Annotated in this window: 14 protein-coding genes; 8 read left to right on the top strand and 6 right to left on the bottom strand. The window is 72.8% G+C overall.

The window, feature by feature from the left end; genetic code table 11:
* Positions 1–69: 69 nt before the first annotated feature.
* The 3 genes from ACIRQ7_RS34510 to ACIRQ7_RS34500 form a co-directional block, all read right to left on the bottom strand.
* Positions 70–2,523 carry an FAD-dependent oxidoreductase gene (locus tag ACIRQ7_RS34510; RefSeq protein ID WP_404266483.1) on the bottom strand — a complete coding sequence of 818 codons (2,454 nt, stop codon included), beginning with the start codon at positions 2,521–2,523 and terminating at the stop codon, positions 70–72.
* The gene (locus ACIRQ7_RS34505; protein WP_404266482.1) at positions 2,520–3,605 is read right to left on the bottom strand and encodes an S-(hydroxymethyl)mycothiol dehydrogenase; all 1,086 of its coding nucleotides are present in this window, start codon (positions 3,603–3,605) and stop codon (positions 2,520–2,522) included. The genes ACIRQ7_RS34510 and ACIRQ7_RS34505 overlap by 4 nt, the downstream gene beginning before the upstream one ends.
* A gap of 259 nt (positions 3,606–3,864) precedes the next feature.
* On the bottom strand, positions 3,865–4,671 hold the full coding sequence (locus tag ACIRQ7_RS34500) for an IclR family transcriptional regulator (protein ID WP_404266481.1): 807 nt from the start codon (positions 4,669–4,671) through the stop codon (positions 3,865–3,867).
* A 161-nt stretch (positions 4,672–4,832) separates the two neighbouring features.
* Here ACIRQ7_RS34500 and ACIRQ7_RS34495 point away from each other — a divergent pair, with 161 nt between their 5' ends.
* On the top strand, positions 4,833–5,165 hold the full coding sequence (locus tag ACIRQ7_RS34495) for a bifunctional 3-phenylpropionate/cinnamic acid dioxygenase ferredoxin subunit (protein WP_401479219.1): 333 nt from the start codon (positions 4,833–4,835) through the stop codon (positions 5,163–5,165).
* On the top strand, positions 5,162–6,433 hold the full coding sequence (locus tag ACIRQ7_RS34490; RefSeq protein ID WP_404266480.1) for an NAD(P)/FAD-dependent oxidoreductase: 1,272 nt from the start codon (positions 5,162–5,164) through the stop codon (positions 6,431–6,433). Before ACIRQ7_RS34495 ends, ACIRQ7_RS34490 begins: the two co-directional genes overlap by 4 nt.
* Here the strand turns inward: ACIRQ7_RS34490 and ACIRQ7_RS34485 are convergent.
* A complete protein-coding gene (locus ACIRQ7_RS34485; RefSeq protein ID WP_401479214.1) occupies positions 6,339–6,812 on the bottom strand; it encodes a hypothetical protein in 474 nt (157 codons plus the stop codon). The two genes, ACIRQ7_RS34490 and ACIRQ7_RS34485, sit on opposite strands and share 95 nt — an antisense overlap.
* Positions 6,813–7,092: 280 nt before the next feature.
* On the opposite strand from ACIRQ7_RS34485, the gene ACIRQ7_RS34480 reads away from it, so the two are divergent.
* The 6 genes from ACIRQ7_RS34480 to ACIRQ7_RS34455 all read left to right on the top strand — a co-directional run bounded on the left by ACIRQ7_RS34480 (position 7,093) and on the right by ACIRQ7_RS34455 (position 13,562).
* Entirely contained in the window at positions 7,093–10,089 is a 2,997-nt protein-coding gene (locus ACIRQ7_RS34480) for a nitrate- and nitrite sensing domain-containing protein (protein ID WP_404266479.1), read from the top strand.
* Entirely contained in the window at positions 10,086–10,526 is a 441-nt protein-coding gene (locus ACIRQ7_RS34475; RefSeq protein WP_401479208.1) for a roadblock/LC7 domain-containing protein, read from the top strand. Before ACIRQ7_RS34480 ends, ACIRQ7_RS34475 begins: the two co-directional genes overlap by 4 nt.
* A gap of 19 nt (positions 10,527–10,545) precedes the next feature.
* Entirely contained in the window at positions 10,546–10,959 is a 414-nt protein-coding gene (locus ACIRQ7_RS34470; protein ID WP_401479205.1) for a DUF742 domain-containing protein, read from the top strand.
* Positions 10,960–11,181: 222 nt separating this feature from the next.
* Positions 11,182–12,051 (top strand): alpha/beta fold hydrolase, encoded by an 870-nt coding sequence (locus ACIRQ7_RS34465; RefSeq protein WP_401479401.1) that lies wholly within the window; start codon positions 11,182–11,184, stop codon positions 12,049–12,051.
* A gap of 73 nt (positions 12,052–12,124) precedes the next feature.
* The gene (locus ACIRQ7_RS34460; RefSeq protein ID WP_404266478.1) at positions 12,125–12,730 is read left to right on the top strand and encodes a TetR/AcrR family transcriptional regulator; all 606 of its coding nucleotides are present in this window, start codon (positions 12,125–12,127) and stop codon (positions 12,728–12,730) included.
* Between the two features lie 220 nt (positions 12,731–12,950).
* Positions 12,951–13,562 carry a GTP-binding protein gene (locus ACIRQ7_RS34455; protein WP_404266477.1) on the top strand — a complete coding sequence of 204 codons (612 nt, stop codon included), beginning with the start codon at positions 12,951–12,953 and terminating at the stop codon, positions 13,560–13,562.
* A 129-nt stretch (positions 13,563–13,691) separates the two neighbouring features.
* Here the strand turns inward: ACIRQ7_RS34455 and glpK are convergent, their stop codons facing one another.
* Positions 13,692–15,230: a glycerol kinase GlpK gene (gene glpK, locus ACIRQ7_RS34450; protein ID WP_404266476.1), complete on the bottom strand. Its 1,539-nt coding sequence runs from the start codon at positions 15,228–15,230 to the stop codon at positions 13,692–13,694.
* 67 nt (positions 15,231–15,297) lie between these two features.
* Entirely contained in the window at positions 15,298–16,065 is a 768-nt protein-coding gene (locus tag ACIRQ7_RS34445; RefSeq protein ID WP_401479193.1) for an MIP/aquaporin family protein, read from the bottom strand.
* Between the last annotated feature and the right edge of the window lie 141 nt (positions 16,066–16,206).

Raw genomic sequence — 16,206 nt, 5'->3', positions numbered from 1 at the left:
GGGTGCCGCTCTCCCCGGTGGGCGCAGGGTCGGGGAGAGGGGTGCGCGGGCGGGCGTGGGGTGGGCGCGTCAGCGCCGGATGCGTTCCATGGCCGGGTCGAAGAGCGGTTCGGCGCGGACCGTCGCCGGGACCTTCTCGCCGAAGTACTCCAGGTGGACGGCCGTACCGGGCTCGGCCGCGGCCGGCGGCAGCCAGGCGTAGGCGATGGCCCGTCCGACGGAGTAGCCGTAGGCGGCGCTGGTGACATGGCCGGCCGGGACGCCGTCCACGTACACCGGTTCATGGCCCAGCACGATCGCCGCCGGGTCGTCCAGGGTCAGCGGCACCAGCCGGCGCCGCGCGCCCTCGGGCGGGTGCGCGGCCAGCGCCGCCCGTCCGACGAAATCACCCTTGTCCGGCTTCACGGCCCAGCCGAGCCCGGCCTCGTAGGGGGTGTGTTCGGTGGACATGTCCTGGCCCCACGCGCGGTAACCCTTCTCCAGGCGGAGGCTGTTGAAGGCGCTGCGGCCGCCCGCGATCACTCCCAGCGGCTGTCCGGCCGCCCACAGCGTGTCCCACAGCCGCAGGCCGAGGTCCGCGCTGGTGTACAGCTCCCAGCCCAGCTCACCGACGTAGCTCAGCCGCATCGCGGTCACCGGCACCTCGCCGATGTAGGCCTCCTTCGCCCTGAAGTAGCCGAAGCCGCGGTGTGAGAAGTCCGCGCCGGTGAGCGGCTGCACCAGATTGCGGGCGAGCGGGCCCCAGACCCCGATGCAGCAGGTGCCGGAGGTGATGTCGCGGACCTGGACGTCTTCGGGGGCGTGGTCGGTGAGCCAGTCCAGGTCGGCGGGGCCGTTGACGCCGATCTGGAAGCGGTCGGCGGCCAGCCGGGCCACCGTCAGATCGCTGCGTATCCCGCCCGCCGCGTCCAGCAGCAGGGTGTACGTCACCGCGCCCGGCTTCTTCGCCAGCTGGTTGGTGGTCATCCGCTGCAGGAACTCCAGCGCGCCGGGCCCGGTCACCTCCAGCCGTCGCAGCGGCGTCATGTCGTAGAGCGCGACCCGCTCCCTGGTCGCCCGCGCCTCGGCCGCCGCGATCGGCGACCAGTGGCGCGCCGACCAGGCGTCCCGCTCCGGAAGGTCCAGGCCCTTGGCCGACGCGGCGTTGGCCTCGAACCAGTGCGGCCGCTCCCAGCCGCCGGCCTCCAGGAAGTGCGCCCCCAGCTCCTGCTGCCGGGCGTACCAGGGGCTGACCCGCAGCGGACGCGCCCGCTCGGCGGGCTGCAGCGGATGGATGACGTCGTAGACCTCGGCGAACTGCTGCTCGCCGCGCGCGCGGACATACGCCGGTGACCGCTGCGCGCCCTCGAAGCGGGACAGCTCGCAGCCGTGGATGTCCATGCCGGTGCGGCCGTCGGTCATCCACTCGGCGACCGCCTTCGCCGCGCCCGCCGAGTGCGTCACCCAGACCGCCTCGGCCAGCCAGAATCCGCGCAGTTCACGGGATTCGCCGAGCAGCGGCATGCCGTCGGGGGTGAAGGAGAAGACGCCGTTGAAGCCGTCCTCGACGCTGCTGTCCTCCAGGGCGGGCAGCAGCCAGGCGCTGTCCTCCCAGCTCGGTGCGAAGTCGTCGTGGGTGAAGGGCAGCGAGGACGGCATCACGGGAGCGTCGTCGAACGCGGGGACGGCGTACGGATCGACGGGCAGCGGCCGGTGCGCGTAGGAGCCGATGCCGATCCGGAAGCCGCCGGTGGCCGGGTCGTCGGCGGGGTGCTCGCGGAAGTACAGATCGCGGTCCTGGAAGCGCAGGATCGGGCGCCGGCCGTCGAGCCCGGGGACCGCCGACGTCGTCGCGTACTGGTGCGCCAGCGGCAGCAGTGGCACGCTGACGCCCGCCATCGCGCCGATCACCGGCCCCCAGAAGCCCGCGGCCGAGACCACCAGATCCGCCGGGAAGGTGCCCCGGTCGGTGACGACGCCGGTGACGTGGCCGTCCGCGCGCTCGATGCCGGTCACGGTGTGCCGGTCCAGGATCCGGGCGCCCCGGGAGGCCGCCCGCTCGGCCTGGACCCGCGAGGCGGGCAGGGCACGGGCCAGCCCGTCCCCGGGGGTGAAGAAACCGCCCAGCACCTTCGACTCGTCCAGCAACGGCCACAGTTCGGCACACCGGCGGGCGGAGACCAGCTCGCCCTCGATGCCCCAGGACGCCGCGAGACCGGCCTTGCGGTGCAGCTCGGCCCACTGCGCCTCGCTGGTGGCGATCTCCAGTCCGCCGCGTGCGTCGAAGCAGGACTCCCCGTCCTCCGTCAGTCCGGAGAACTTTTCGACGGTGTACGCGGCGAGGCCGGTCAGGGTCCGGCAGGCGTTGGTGCGGAAGACCAGGCCGGGCGCGTGCGAGGTGGAGCCGCCGGGGGCGTGCAGCGGGCCCTGCTCCAGGACCGTGACATCGCGCCAGCCCCGTCTGGTGAGTTCATCGGCCAGTGAGCAGCCGACGATGCCGGCGCCGATGATGACCACGCGGGCCGCGCCCGCGCGGGCGGTCACAGGACCACCACCGAGCGGAGGACCTCGCCGCGCTGCATCTTGGCGAAGGCGGCTTCGAGATCGGTCAGGTCGATGGTCTCGCTGACGAACCGCTCCAGATGGAGTTTGCCGCTCAGATAGAGATCGATCAGCACGGGGAAGTCGCGGCTGGGCAGACAGTCGCCGTACCACGACGATTTCAGCGACCCGCCGCGCGAGAACAGATCGATCAGCGGCAGCTCGATCCGCATCTCGGGGTCAGGCACCCCGACCTGGACCAGCGTGCCGGCCAGATCACGCATGTAGAAGCCCTGCCGCCAGGTCTCGGGGCGGCCCACCGCGTCGATCACCACGTCGGCGCCGTGCCCGGCGGTGAGCGCCCGGACGGCCTCGACGGGGTCCGTACCACGGGAGTTGACGGTGTCGGTGGCGCCGAACCGTTCGGCGGCGTCCAGCTTGCCGTCGTCGATGTCGACGGCGATGACCCGGCGCGCACCGGCCCGTGAGGCGCCGGCGATGGCGGCGTTGCCGACGCCGCCGCAGCCGATGACGGCGACCGTGTCGCCGCTGCCGACCGCTCCGGTGTGCACGGCCGCGCCGTACCCCGCCATCACGCCGCAGCCGATCAGGCCGGCCGCCTCCGGACGGGCCGACGGGTCGACCTTCACCGCCTGTCCGGCGGCGACCAGGGTCTTCTCGGCGAAGGCGCCGATGCCCAGGGCCGCGCTGAGCGGGGTGCCGTCCAGCAGGGTCATCGGCTGGGTGGCGTTGAGCGAGTCGAAGCAGTACCAGGGGCGGCCCCGGCGGCAGGCGCGGCACTGGCCGCAGGGCGCCCGCCAGGCGAGCACCACGTAGTCGCCGGGGGTCAGGTCCGTGACACCGGGGCCGACGGCCTCGATGACGCCGGCCGCCTCATGGCCGAGCAGATACGGGAACTCGTCGCCGATCGCGCCGTCGCGGTAATGCAGATCGGTGTGGCACACCCCGCACGCCTGGACGGTCACGAGCACTTCGCCCGGACCGGGATCGGGTACGAGGATCGGCAGCACCTCTACGGGCGCGCCCTTTTTGACAGCGATGACGGCGCGGGCTTCGTGCGGCATGTCTCACTCCTAAACAGCGCCTGCGGTGATGGCAGGGGCGAGCGACGCGCGTGGAGTCGGCACGGATGCCTGTGAGGGGTTGGGTGGTGCGCTGCGCTGGGAGCGGGGGAGGGCAGTGGACGGCGTTTCCGTCCACACCCCCGGTGTTGCCTATGGCGCGCTGCGTTGCGCCATAGGAGACATGCTGGAAGTCCGCCCGGGATCCGTCAAGAGGTGATTTTTCGCGGCCCGCGCACCCGGCGGAGCCGCGGCGGGGCGCTCAACCCGCGTACCCCATACGGCGGGACAGGTCCGCGGCCGCCTTCGCCGACCGTTCGGCCAGCTCAGGCAGCAGCGCCCGCTCCATGCGGTACGCCGGCCCGGAGACGCCGATCGCCCCGATCACCGCGCCGTCGTGCGCCCGGACCGGTGCCGCGACCGCGTTCAGCCCGATCTCCAGCTCCTCGGTCGAGCAGGCGTAGCCGTCCGCGAAGGCCGCCGTCAGCTGCTCGCGCAGGGCGGCCGGCGTGGTCAGGGTGTTCTCGGTGAAGCGCGCCAGCTTGCGCGTCGCCAGGGTCTCGCGCCGCTCCCGGTCCAGGTGGGCCAGCAGCACCTTGCCGCTGGCGGTGGCGTGCAGCGGGGTGCGGCGGCCCAGCCAGTTGTAGGCGGTGACCGCCGCGGCGCCCCTGGCCTGCATGATGTTGACCGCGGCATCGCCGTCCAGCACCGCGATGTTGGCGGTCTCGCCGGTGTCGTCGGCCAGTGCCCGGCACACCGGCTGGCCCTCCTGCGAGATGTCCAGCCGGATCGCCGCGGCGCCCGCCAGCCGCAGGACACCGGCGCCCAGGTAGTACTTCCCGCGGTCCTTCTCCTGCTCGACCAGGCCGCGGTTCTCCAGCACGCCCAGGATCCGGAACGCGGTCGATTTGTGGACTCCCAGCTCCTCGGAAATCTCTGTCACCCCGGCCTCGCCGAGGCGGGCCAGGATCTCCAGAACGCTCACCGCGCGGTCCACGGACTGGACGGATCCCGCCCCGCCGCGCCGCTCCTCGGACCGGTCATCTGCCGTATCGGTCGTGTTCGACATGGGTCTTTGCGTCACCACCCGTGGCCCCTGAGGGGCACGTCTGAGGGCATCTGCCCGGGGAGCTCTTGACGGCCCGCTTCCCGGCTTGGATTCTGTTGCGCATCGCGCTCTGCGAAGCGTTATTCGAAACTCATGATACCGATCAGCGCGAGGGGGGCCAGATGATTCCCGTCTGCCGCATCGAGGACCTGCCCGAGGGTGAGTCCGTACGGATCGAGATCGACGACACCACACCGGCGATCGCCGTCTTCCACGCCGAGGGCGGCGGTTTCTACGCGCTCGACGACACCTGCAGCCACCAGGACGCCTCGCTCTCCGAGGGGTTCGTCGAGGGCTGCTTCGTCGAATGCCCGCTGCACGCGGCCCTGTTCGACCTGCGCACCGGAGCACCGACCTGCCTGCCGGCCCGCCGGGCCGTCCGCACCCACGAGGTCGATGTCCTGGACGGCATGATCCACGTCCGGCCCGCCGTACGGGAAGAGGCCGTCGCATGAGGACCGTCACGGTCGTCGGGGCGTCCCTGGCCGGACTGTACGCCGCCAGGGCGCTCCGCTCGCAAGGGTTCGACGGCCGGCTGGTCGTCATCGGCGCCGAACACCACCGGCCCTACGACCGCCCACCGCTGTCCAAGGAATTCCTCGCCGGCCGGAAGCCGGGCGCGGACGGGCCGCCCGGGAGCGCCGACGGGGACCCCCTGGGCCAACTGGCCCTGTCCGACGACGAGGAGGAGGCGGAACTGGCGGCCGAATGGCTGCTCGGCACCCCCGCCGCCGGGCTCGACGCGGCCGGCCGCGCCGTGCTGCTCGCCGATGGCCGCCGGATCGCCACCGACGGCGTGGTGATCGCCACCGGCGCGGCGCCGCGCACCCTGCCGGGCCCGCCGCTCGCCGGCGTCCACACCCTGCGCACCCTCGACGACGCGCTGGCACTGCGCGCCGCCCTGCACGCCGGCGCACGGCAGGTGGTGGTGATCGGCGGCGGATTCATCGGCGCCGAGACCGCCTCGACCTGCGCCGGACTCGGCGCCCAGGTCACCGTCGTGGAGGCGGCGCCACTGCCGCTGATACCCCAACTCGGCGCGGACATGGCCCGGTTGTGCGCCGGGCTGCACGCGGACCACGGCGTACGCCTGCTGTGCGGCACCGGCGTCAAGGCACTGCGGGCGGACGGCGGCTCACCGGAGGGCGGCGGGCGTCACGGCCGGGTCACCGGAGTCGAACTCGCCGACGGGCGGCTGCTGGACGCCGACGCCGTGATCGTCGGCATCGGGGCGCGCCCCGCCACCGACTGGCTGGAAAATTCCCCCCTCGCGCTGCGCGACGGGGTGCTCTGCGACGAGGGCGGGGCGACCGCGCTGCCGCACGTCGTCGCCGCGGGCGATGTCGCGCGCTACGGCGCCGACCGCGCCGAGCACTGGACCAGCGCCACCGAACAACCCGCGGTCGCCGTCCGCAACCTGCTGGCCGGCGCCACCGTCGCCCGGCACACGCCCCGGCCCTACTTCTGGTCCGACCAGTACGGCAGCCGCATCCAACTGGCCGGCCGGCGCGGCCCCGAGGACGCCGCACGCATCGTCGAGGGCGACCCCGGCGAGGGCTCCTACCTCGCCGTCTACGAACGCGGCGGTGCGATGACGGCCGCGCTCGCCGTCAACCGGCCCCGGCCCTTCATGCGGCTGCGCCGTCAACTCGCGAAGAGCGCTCCCGGGACTCCCGCTCCTCCTGCCGATGCTCCCGCCGCCGCTCGCGGCGCAACTCCCTAGCCGTACTGCTCGGCTGCGACTGCACGCCGTTGCGCTGCACCCACACCTGCCGGGTCACCCATACGTCCAGCACCGCCCAGGTCGCGACCACGGTGCTGGCGACCGTGCCGATCACGGCGGGAAAGGCGAGCCAGGAGCCCGCCAGGGTGCTCAGGAACGCCACCATGGCCTCGATCAGCGTGATCGCCACGATGATGACGGCACGCACCGCCGCCGTCCGCACCGGATCCGCCATCCGGCGCCGGGTCGCCGGTTCCTCCCGCCACAAGGGACGCCTGCCGGTGTCCATGAACCCGTCACTCTCCCCGCGTCTTCCCCACCTGTCCGACTCCTCGGTGGCTGCCCGGATTTCACCGGATACATGCCCGCGGCGCCGCACCGTCCACCGCCATCGTCACGTACCCGGCCGCCGATGGGTTACCCGGGGTAGAGCAAATCCGGCCAACCGGTCGGGTGCACACGGGATACCGATGAGGCGTCCGAGGCCGCCAACAGGGGTGGGTTGTCCGGGAATCAACGGACAACTCGTGACGATCCCGCCGCGCCCCCATTCCGCAACACCTGGACAGGCCTTCGGGTATGTCACCCGACAGTAGTAGGCTCGCGCCGTTTGTTGACGGAACACCACCCCCGTGCGCCGGGGTTGACTAGGGGAGGCCATGCGCTTTCGCGGGAAGTCGATCCGCCGGAAGATCGTGGCGCTGCTGCTCGTGCCGCTGGTGTCCCTGACCGCCATGTGGGCGTTCGCGACCTATATCACCGGTCACGACGCCAACCAGCTGCTTGAGGTCGGCAACGTCGTACGGAAACTGGGGTCCCCGGCTGAGGACGTCATCCAGCACCTCCAGAGCGAACGCCGCCAGAGCCTGCTGTACCTGGCCGACCGGCGGGGCGCCAACGCGCTGACCGAACTCCGCCTGCGGACCCGGGCCACCGACGAGAGCGTCGACCAGCTGATCGCCAACACCCGGCAGCCGGACGTACGCGAGGACCTGAGCGGCGACGTCGGCACCCGCATGGACACCATCGTCAAGGGACTGGACCGGCTGACCTCGCTGCGCGCCCAGGTCGAGGACAACACCGTCACCCGCGACGAGGCCATGGAGGCCTACGGCGACCTGATCGACCCGGGATACGACTTCCTCACCGCCCTCCACGCCCTGCAGGACGTGGAGATGGACAAGCAGGCTCGCGCCCTGGTCACCCTCGCCCGCGCGCGTGAGGCCTTCGCCCGCGAGGACGCCCTGATGTCCGCGGCGCTCTCCTCCGGCAGCATGAGCACACGCGATCTGCGCGAGGTCTCCGACCGGATCGCCGAGCGCCGGGTCCTCTACAGCACCAGCCTCACCGTCCTGCCCGCCAAGGACCACGGCGTCTACGACGACTACTGGCGTACCGCGACGGCGCGCGAGGTGACCTCCTACGAGGACCGGGCCCTGGCCGCCGGCGCCCGCGACGCCCCCCGGACCGTCAACGCCGAGCGCTGGGACACCGCGGCCGAGAAGGTGCTCGGCGACCTCCAGCGGATGGGCCAGGACGCCGCCGCCCGCTACCAGAAGCGGGTGGAACCGGTCGCGATGGCCGTCGTCCTCAAGGCCGCCGTCGCCGGTGTGCTGGGCTTCGTCGCACTGCTGGTCTCCGTCATCGTCTCCTTCCGCATCGGCCGCCGGCACGTCAGGGATCTGACCCGGCTGCGCAAGGGCGCACACGAGGTCTCCGGTGTCCGCCTGCCCAGCGTCATGCGCCGGCTCGCGGCGGGTGAACAGGTCGATGTGGAGACCGAGGCGCCGCGGCTGGAATTCGGCCAGGACGAGATGGGTCAGGTCGGGCAGGCGCTCAACACCCTTCAGCGGGCCGCCGTCGAGGCCGCCGTCAAACAGGCCGACATGCGCCGCGGAGTCTCCGAGGTGTTCGTCAACCTCGCCCGCCGCAGCCAGGTCCTGCTGCACCGCCAACTGACCCTCCTGGACGCCATGGAGCGGCGCACCGAGGACACCGACGAACTCGCCGACCTCTTCCGCATCGACCACCTGACCACCCGCATGCGCCGGCACGCCGAGGGCCTGGTGATCCTCTCCGGCGCGGCCCCCTCCCGGCAGTGGCGCAAGCCGATCCAGCTGATGGACGTGGTGCGCGCGGCGGTCGCGGAGGTGGAGGACTACGAGCGGATCGAGGTACGCCGGCTGCCGCGGCTCGCGGTGGACGGCCCCGCCGTCTCCGACCTCACCCACCTGATCGCCGAACTCCTGGAGAACGCCACTGTCTTCTCGCCGCCGCACACCGCCGTCCAGGTGCTCGGCGAGCGGGTCGCCAACGGCTTCACCCTGGAGATCCACGACCGCGGCCTGGGCATGGCCCCCGACCTGCTGCTCGACGCGAACCTCCGGCTCGCCGAGACCCCCGAGTTCGAGCTGTCCGACACCGACCGGCTCGGCCTGTTCGTCGTCAGCCGGCTCGCCCAGCGCCAGGGCGTACGGGTCTCGCTGCAGCCCTCTCCGTACGGCGGCACCACCGCCGTGGTCTTCATCCCCGGCACGATCCTGACCGAGACCGCGGGCGGCCGTGACGACGCCGGGCCCGCCGCCCTGGAATCGGGGGACGGCCGGTTCGGCAACGAGCTGGAGCACGCCGCCGGCAAGCTGGCCGCGCTCTCCCAGGCGCCGGTGCCGTTCCCGGAACGCGAGCGCCACAAGCCGGCCGCCCTCGACGGGCCGGTCGAGCTGGAGGCCCCGCTCGGCCTGGACGAGCTGGACTCCCTCGACGACGAGGACAATCTCTTCCGCGGTCGGCCGGCCCCCGGCGGGCCGAGCCGCGGCCGCGCCCGCCGGGGACCGACCGGCCCGACCCCGTCGCCGCCCGGCCCGCGCAGCATCGCGCCCGTACCGACCGGGGAACAGCACCAGCAGACCCGCGACCAGGCGCCCGGCGCCCCCGCACCACTGCCGCGCCGCCCCCGCCCGCCGGTCCTGGTCTCCGACCACGGCCGCACGGTCGACGACGGCGCGGGCGACCGTGACGCCGACGGCCGGGGGAAGGCCGACGGGGCGAACGGGCCCCGGGACGAGGAGACCCGGGCGGACGACACGCGCGCCGGGGACCTCCGGGGCGGGAACGCGCGCGGGCAGGCGGGCGCCGGCAGCTCCGGCCCGGAGCGCGACGGGCGCGACGATGCCGCCACGGGTCCGGCGCCCGCCCCCGAGGCGGCGGAGCCCGCCGGGAGCGCGCCCGCCGCACCGCCCGCACCCGACGCGCCCCTGACCGCCGGAGGGCTGCCCCGCCGGGTCCGGCAGGCCAGCCTCGCGCCGCAGCTCAAGTCGGACCCGGCCCGGCAGGCCGAGGCCGCACGGAGGGCCGCCGAGCCGGTGGAGGACCGGGACGCCGACGCGGTCCGCGCCCGGATGGCCTCGCTCCAGAGCGGCTGGCAGCGCGGCCGGCGTGACAACGACGGGCCCTCGGGCCCCGGAACCCCGGAACCGGAGACGACGGCGCCCGGGACGGCCTCAGCCGAGGCGACCGCACCGGACGCCACGGCGCCGGACCCGGCTGACCCGGCGGGCGACGAGCGCCGCCGCACTGACGACGACGCCCGCGGCGCAGCCGCGCGCGACGACGGCACCACCGCACCAGGAACCACATCGGGAGGGGACGGTCCATGACCGCACCGAAGGCAGCAGCTTCCACCGCACCGGCCTCGGCGAAGGGATCGGGCGAGCTGAACTGGCTCCTCGACGAGCTGGTCGACCGGGTCGGCAGCATCCGCAAGGTACTCGTCCTCTCCAGCGACGGGCTGGCCACCGGAGCGTCGAAGGACCTGACCCGTGAGGACGGCGAGCATCTGGCAGCGGTCGCCTCCGGCTTCCACAGCCTGGCCAAGGGCGTCGGCCGGCACTTCGACGCGGGCCGGGTCCGGCAGACCATGGTCGAGCTGGACGAGGCGTTCCTGTTCGTCAGCGCGGCCGGCGACGGCAGCTGCCTGGCGGTCCTGGCCGACGCCGACTCCGACGTCGGGCTGGTCGCCTACGAGATGACGCTCCTCGTCAAGCGCGTGGGTACGCACCTGGGCACCGCGCCCAGGTCCGGGCACTCCACCTGAGCGCGACGACGGTGACGCCATGAGCGACCAGGACGGCCGGGCCGTACCGGAACGGGGAGCGGCGCGTTGGTTCGACGACGACGCGGGCCCGGTCGTCCGCCCGTACGCGATGACGCGCGGGCGCACCCGTACGGCGGCCGAGGAGCGGCTGGATCTGATCGCGCTGGTCATCGCCGAGTCCCGCGCGGACGGGACGGTCGCCGACCAGACGCTGTCGCCGGAGCATGTGGACATCGTCCGCCTGAGCCGTCGCTCGCCGCTCTCGGTCGCCGAGCTGGCCGCCGAACTCGACCTGCCGGTCGGGGTCGTCCGGGTCCTCATCGGCGATCTGCTGGACGCGGAGCTGGTGCATGTCAGCCGGCCCGTCCCGCCGGCGGAACTTCCGGACGAGAAGGTGCTGCGCGAGGTGATCGACGGTCTGCGCGCGCTGTGATCCGCGCCCGCCCGTACGTAGGACGGTGCCGCCCTCCCGGTTCTCCGGGGCGGGCGGCACCGTCATGTCAGGTGCCGCCCGCCCCGGGTGCTCAGGAGGTCCGAGGGCCGCGCCCGTCCCGGTACGGACAGGGGGAGTGTTGAGCAACGCTCAGCAATGCCCGCCGTTGTTGTACGGTGCTTGTTAAGCAGTTGTCAACAAGAGGAGAGCGCCGCCATGGGCATGGACACGGACGCGACACCGGCCCCCTTCGAGCGCCTGGAGATCCAGGTCGGCCCGCACACCCACGACGCGCTGGCCGCCGGGCCGGCCGACGGCGAGTTCGTGCTGCTGCTGCACGGCTGGCCCGAGTTCGCCGACTCCTGGAACGCCGAGCTCACCGCCCTGGGTGCGGCCGGCTACCGCGCCCTCGCCGTGGACCAGCGCGGTTACTCCCCGCGCGCCCGCCCGGCGGGGATCGCCGACTACGCCGTGCCCGAGCTGGTCGCCGACGCCCTGGCCTTCGCCGACTCCCAGGGCGTGGACCGCTTCCACCTCGTCTCGCACGACTGGGGCGGCATGGTCGCCTGGGCCGTGGCCGGGGCCCACCCGGAGCGGCTGAAGTCCCTGACCGTGCTGGCCACCCCGCACCCGGACGCCCTCAACCGCGCCGCCGCCGAGGACGCGGGACAGCACCAACGGCTGGACTACGTCCGCCGCTTCCGCAGGAACGACGGCGCCGCCGAGGCCGCGCTGCTCGCCGACGGCGGGGAGCGGCTGCGCGCCGTCTACGGCGGCAAGGTCCCCACCGGCCTGGTCGACGGCAATGTGCGCCGGCTCGCCGAGCCGGGCGCGCTGACCGCCACCCTGAACTGGTACCGCGCACCCGAGTCGGTCATCTCGGTGCCCGCCGGGCGGATCGCCGTCCCGACCCTGTTCCTGTGGGGCAGCGAGGACGTCGCGCTGGGGCGCGGCGCCGCCGAGTCGACGGGGGAGTGGGTGGACGGCCCCTACCGCTTCGTGGAGCTCGACGGAGCCAGCCACTGGCTGCCCGAAGAGGTTCCCGAGCTGGTCATACCCGAGATCCTCGGCCACCTCGGCAAGCACGCCTGACGCCCGGCACGGGCCGGAGCGTGCCGTGATCGCTCCGGCTCCCGGCGTGCCCGCACCGCCGTAAACTGCGGGCATGCCCGGCAAGCGAGTCACCCGCCTCACCCCCGACCAGCGCAGGGAGCAGCTGGTCGGCATCGGCCTGGAGATGCTCGCCGACCGTTCCCTGGACGAGCTGTCCACCGACGAGGTCGCCCGGCGGGCCGGCATCTCCCGCGGGCTGCTCTTCCACTACTTCGACTCCAAGCGCGACTTCTACCGCGCCGTGGTCCGCGCCGCGTGCGATCGCTTCGCCGCCGCCACGGAACCGGACGCGACGCTGGAGCCGGTCCCCTGGATGCGCGCCTTCATCGCCGGCTTCGTGGCGTACGTCATGGAGCACCGGCAGGTCTATCTCGCGCTGGTCCGGGGGGCCGCGGGCAGCCACCCCGCGGTGACCGACATCGTCGGTGAGACCCGGGAGAAGCTCGCCCGCCGGGTGCACGACGGGCGGCGCCGCCTGGGCATGCCGGACGCCCCGCGGCTGGAGCTGGCCTCCCGTGCCTGGATGGCCTTCGCCGAGGAAGCCGTCATCGACTGGCCGGTGGCGGAGGCCGATGCCCATGAGGAGCTGTGCGCGTTCGTGGAGTCCAGCTTCGTGAGCCTGCTGGGGTCGCTCGACCGGCCGGCGCGGCTCGGGTAGCCCCGTCCGGCGGTCCGCTCGGCCCAACGTCCGTACGGGGCGGTGATTTTGGGGCGTTTGGTGGCCTCTGGGGGATGCCGGGGTGCACGCGGGCGCACCTCAAGTGAGCGCGCAGCTGAGCACGTTGTACCGTTCCTTTGCAGATGCTGACGGTTTGCTGACCATCAAGGAACAAGCGTGAGTTCCCTCTGCGTACACGGCAATTCAGGAGAAGAGACCCATGGCCTTCGGGCGTTCTGAGCGCCGCAGCCGGTCCGCCGCGGTCGACCCGATGACGCTCAAGATCCTTGTCGCGGGCGGCTTCGGCGTGGGCAAGACCACCCTGGTGGGCGCGGTCAGTGAGATCAGACCGCTGCGTACCGAGGAACGGCTGACCGAAGCGGGACGGCCGGTCGACGACCTCGAGGGCGTGGAGGGCAAGACCACCACCACCGTCGTCATGGACTTCGGCCGTATCACCCTCAAGGAAGAGCTGGTGCTCTACCTCTTCGGCACCCCGGGCCAGGACCGTTTCTGGTTCCTGTGGGACGAGCTGGCGCTCGGCGCGCTCGGCGCCGTCGTGCTCGCCGACACCCGGCGGCTGTCCGACAGCTTCGCCGCCATCGACTACTTCGAGCGCCGCGGCCTGCCCTTCACCGTCGCCGTCAACTGCTTCGAGGGCGCCGACCGGCACCCCCCGGAGAACGTCCGGGAGGCCCTGGACCTGGACCCCGACGTCCCGGTGATGCTGTGCGACGCACGGCACAAGGACTCCGTCAGGGATGTGCTGATCGCCGTCGTCGAGCACGCGATGCGGGTCGGCGCCCGACAGCGCGAGCCCGCACTTCCCTGACGGTGCACCACCCGAGCACGGCCCGTACCCCGCCGTCCGGGGTACGGGCCGTACGCCTGCTGCCGGGGCGGACGGCGCCGGCCCGGTCCTGTCCGGCCCCGGCCGCCCGGACGGTCCCCGGGGCGTGTCCTAAGGCCGCTCGCCGCCGTCCTCGGCCAGCCAGCCGAAGCTGCGCTCCACGGCCTTGCGCCAGTTGCCGTACTCCCGTTCCCTGGCCTGTCCGTCCATGTGCGGCGTCCACTGGGTGTCGGGCTTCCAGTGGGTCCGCAGCTCGTCCAGGTCCTGCCAGACGCCGGTGGCGAGACCGGCCGCGTACGCCGCGCCCAGGCAGGTGGTCTCGCGGATCACCGGCCGGATCACCGGCACGCCCAGTACGTCCGCCTGATGCTGCATCAGCAGATGGTTGGCCGTCATCCCGCCGTCGACCTTGAGCTGGGTGAGCCGCACCCCCGAGTCCTGGTACATCGCGTCCACCACCTCCCGGGTCTGCCAGCTCGTCGCCTCCAGCACGGCACGCGCCAGATGCGCCTTGGTGACGAAGCCCGTCAGGCCGGTGATGACCCCGCGCGCGTCCGAGCGCCAGTACGGCGCGAACAGGCCGGAGAACGCCGGAACGATGTACGCCCCGCCGTTGTCCGGGACACTCGCCGCCAGCGGCTCGATCTCGTCGGCAGACGCGATGATGCCCAACTGGTCGCGGAACCACTGCACCAGCGCGCCCGTGATGGCGATCGACCCCTCCAGGCAGTAGACCGGCGCCTCACCGCCGAGCTGGTAGCCCATGGTCGTCAGCAGCCCGCTCTTGGACGCGACCGGGCGGTTGCCGGTGTTCAGCAGCAGGAACGAGCCCGTGCCGTAGGTGTTCTTGGCCTCGCCGACGCCGAAGCAGGTCTGCCCGAAGACCGCCGCCTGCTGGTCGCCGAGCGCGGACGCCACCGGCACCCCGTGCAGCTGCCCGACGGCCATGCCGTAGACCTCGGCCGAGGACCTGATCTCCGGCAGGATCGCCTCCGGCACGTTCATCGCCGCCAGGATCTCCGGGTCCCACTGGAGAGTGCCGAGGTTCATCAGCATCGTGCGCCCGGCGTTCGTCACGTCCGTGACATGCACCCCGCCGTCGGTGCCACCGGTCAGGTTCCAGATCAGCCAGGAGTCGATGGTGCCGAACGCGATCTCGCCGCGCTCGGCACGGGCCCGCAGCCCCGGCACCTCGTCCAGCAGCCAGGCCGCCTTCGGTCCGGAGAAATAGCTCGCCAGCGGCAGCCCGGTGGCGCCCCGGAAACGGTCCTGGCCGTCCGCGCCGCCCAGTTCGGCGCAGAGCTGCGAGGTCCGGGTGTCCTGCCAGACGATGGCGTGGTGCACCGGCCGGCCGGTCGCCCGGTCCCACAGGACCGTCGTCTCCCGCTGGTTGGTGATCCCCAGGGCGCTGAGCTGGTCGGCGCGCAGCCCCGCCTTGGTGAGCGCGCCCGCCACCACCGCCTGCACCTTCGACCAGATCTCGCTCGCGTCGTGCTCCACCCAGCCCGGCTTGGGGAAGATCTGGCGGTGCTCGCGCTGGTCCACGGCGACGATCGCACCGGCGTGGTTGAAGATGATGCAGCGGCTCGACGTGGTGCCCTGGTCGATGGCGGCCACATACTTCTCGGTCTTCCCGGTCTGCTCCGTCATGACGTCACGTCTCCTGAAGTCCGGTCCCTCGAAGTGGTCTTGGTGGGTGCGGGTGCGGCGCGCCGCCTCAGAACGCCGCCTGGTAGACCAGCCCGGACAGCACCGCACCGATCAGCGGTCCGGCCACCGGAATCCAGGAGTAACTCCAGTCGGAGGAGCCCTTGTTGGGGATCGGCAGCAGGGCGTGCACGATACGCGGACCGAGGTCACGGGCGGGGTTGATGGCGTAGCCGGTGGGCCCGCCGAGCGACAGCCCGATGCCGACCACGAGCAGCGAGACCAGCAGCACATTGATCCCGGAACCGTAGATCCCGGCCTCCTCACCGGGTATCTGGCCCGTCCCGATGCCCTTGTTCTCGCCGAAGAACAGCAGCGGCAGCACCAGACCGATGGTGGCGATGACCTCGGTGGCGAGGTTGGCGACCGGGTTGCGGATCTCGGGTGCGGTGGCGAAGACGCCCAGCGTGGGCTGCGCCGTGCTCTGCTCGGAGTTGGCCGCGAACTGCGCGTAGTACGCCGCCCAGGCGACCACCGCGCCGATCAGCGCGCCGACCATCTGCGCCAGGATGTAGAGCGGGACCTTCGACCACTCGGTGCCGCCGGCCACCGCCGACCCGACGGTCACCGCCGGGTTGAGGTGGCCGCCCGACAACGGTGTCGCGGTGTAGGCGCCGGCGAGGACACCGAAGCCCCAGCCGAAGGCGATCACGACCCAGCCCGCGGACTTCGCCTTTGAGTAGTGCAGGGTGACGGCGGCGCACACACCGGCGCCGAACAGAACGAGTATCGCGGTGCCGATCACTTCACCGACGAATATGTCCCCATTGGAATACATGGCGGCTCCTTGGACCTCGCCCGGGGACGTCCCCCGGTCCTCCGTGCAGGGTCTGTGCCACCCGTGCCGCGGCGCCGGCGGCGTCGGGAGTGCGGGCCCGCGCCCCGTGCCCGCCCGGCATGGGCGTCGAGCGTGCCGGTG

The organism is Streptomyces sp. NPDC101393 (genome assembly GCF_044767385.1).
Classification (GTDB): Bacteria; Actinomycetota; Actinomycetes; order Streptomycetales; family Streptomycetaceae; genus Streptomyces.
Note: the sequence above shows the minus strand (reverse complement) of the source record. Positions and strands in the feature narration are given on the sequence as shown.

Bases quoted from the DNA above. Each gene is read 5' to 3' on its own strand.
- ACIRQ7_RS34505 (WP_404266482.1), bottom strand. From the start codon at position 3,605: ATGCCGCACGAAGCCCGCGCCGTCATCGCTGTCAAAAAGGGCGCGCCC.
- ACIRQ7_RS34500 (WP_404266481.1), bottom strand. From the start codon at position 4,671: ATGTCGAACACGACCGATACGGCAGATGACCGGTCCGAGGAGCGGCGC.
- ACIRQ7_RS34495 (WP_401479219.1), top strand. From the start codon at position 4,833: ATGATTCCCGTCTGCCGCATCGAGGACCTGCCCGAGGGTGAGTCCGTA.
- ACIRQ7_RS34490 (WP_404266480.1), top strand. From the start codon at position 5,162: ATGAGGACCGTCACGGTCGTCGGGGCGTCCCTGGCCGGACTGTACGCC.
- ACIRQ7_RS34480 (WP_404266479.1), top strand. From the start codon at position 7,093: ATGCGCTTTCGCGGGAAGTCGATCCGCCGGAAGATCGTGGCGCTGCTG.
- ACIRQ7_RS34475 (WP_401479208.1), top strand. From the start codon at position 10,086: ATGACCGCACCGAAGGCAGCAGCTTCCACCGCACCGGCCTCGGCGAAG.
- ACIRQ7_RS34470 (WP_401479205.1), top strand. From the start codon at position 10,546: ATGAGCGACCAGGACGGCCGGGCCGTACCGGAACGGGGAGCGGCGCGT.
- ACIRQ7_RS34465 (WP_401479401.1), top strand. From the start codon at position 11,182: ATGGACACGGACGCGACACCGGCCCCCTTCGAGCGCCTGGAGATCCAG.
- ACIRQ7_RS34460 (WP_404266478.1), top strand. From the start codon at position 12,125: ATGCCCGGCAAGCGAGTCACCCGCCTCACCCCCGACCAGCGCAGGGAG.
- ACIRQ7_RS34455 (WP_404266477.1), top strand. From the start codon at position 12,951: ATGGCCTTCGGGCGTTCTGAGCGCCGCAGCCGGTCCGCCGCGGTCGAC.
- glpK (WP_404266476.1), bottom strand. From the start codon at position 15,230: ATGACGGAGCAGACCGGGAAGACCGAGAAGTATGTGGCCGCCATCGAC.
- ACIRQ7_RS34445 (WP_401479193.1), bottom strand. From the start codon at position 16,065: ATGTATTCCAATGGGGACATATTCGTCGGTGAAGTGATCGGCACCGCG.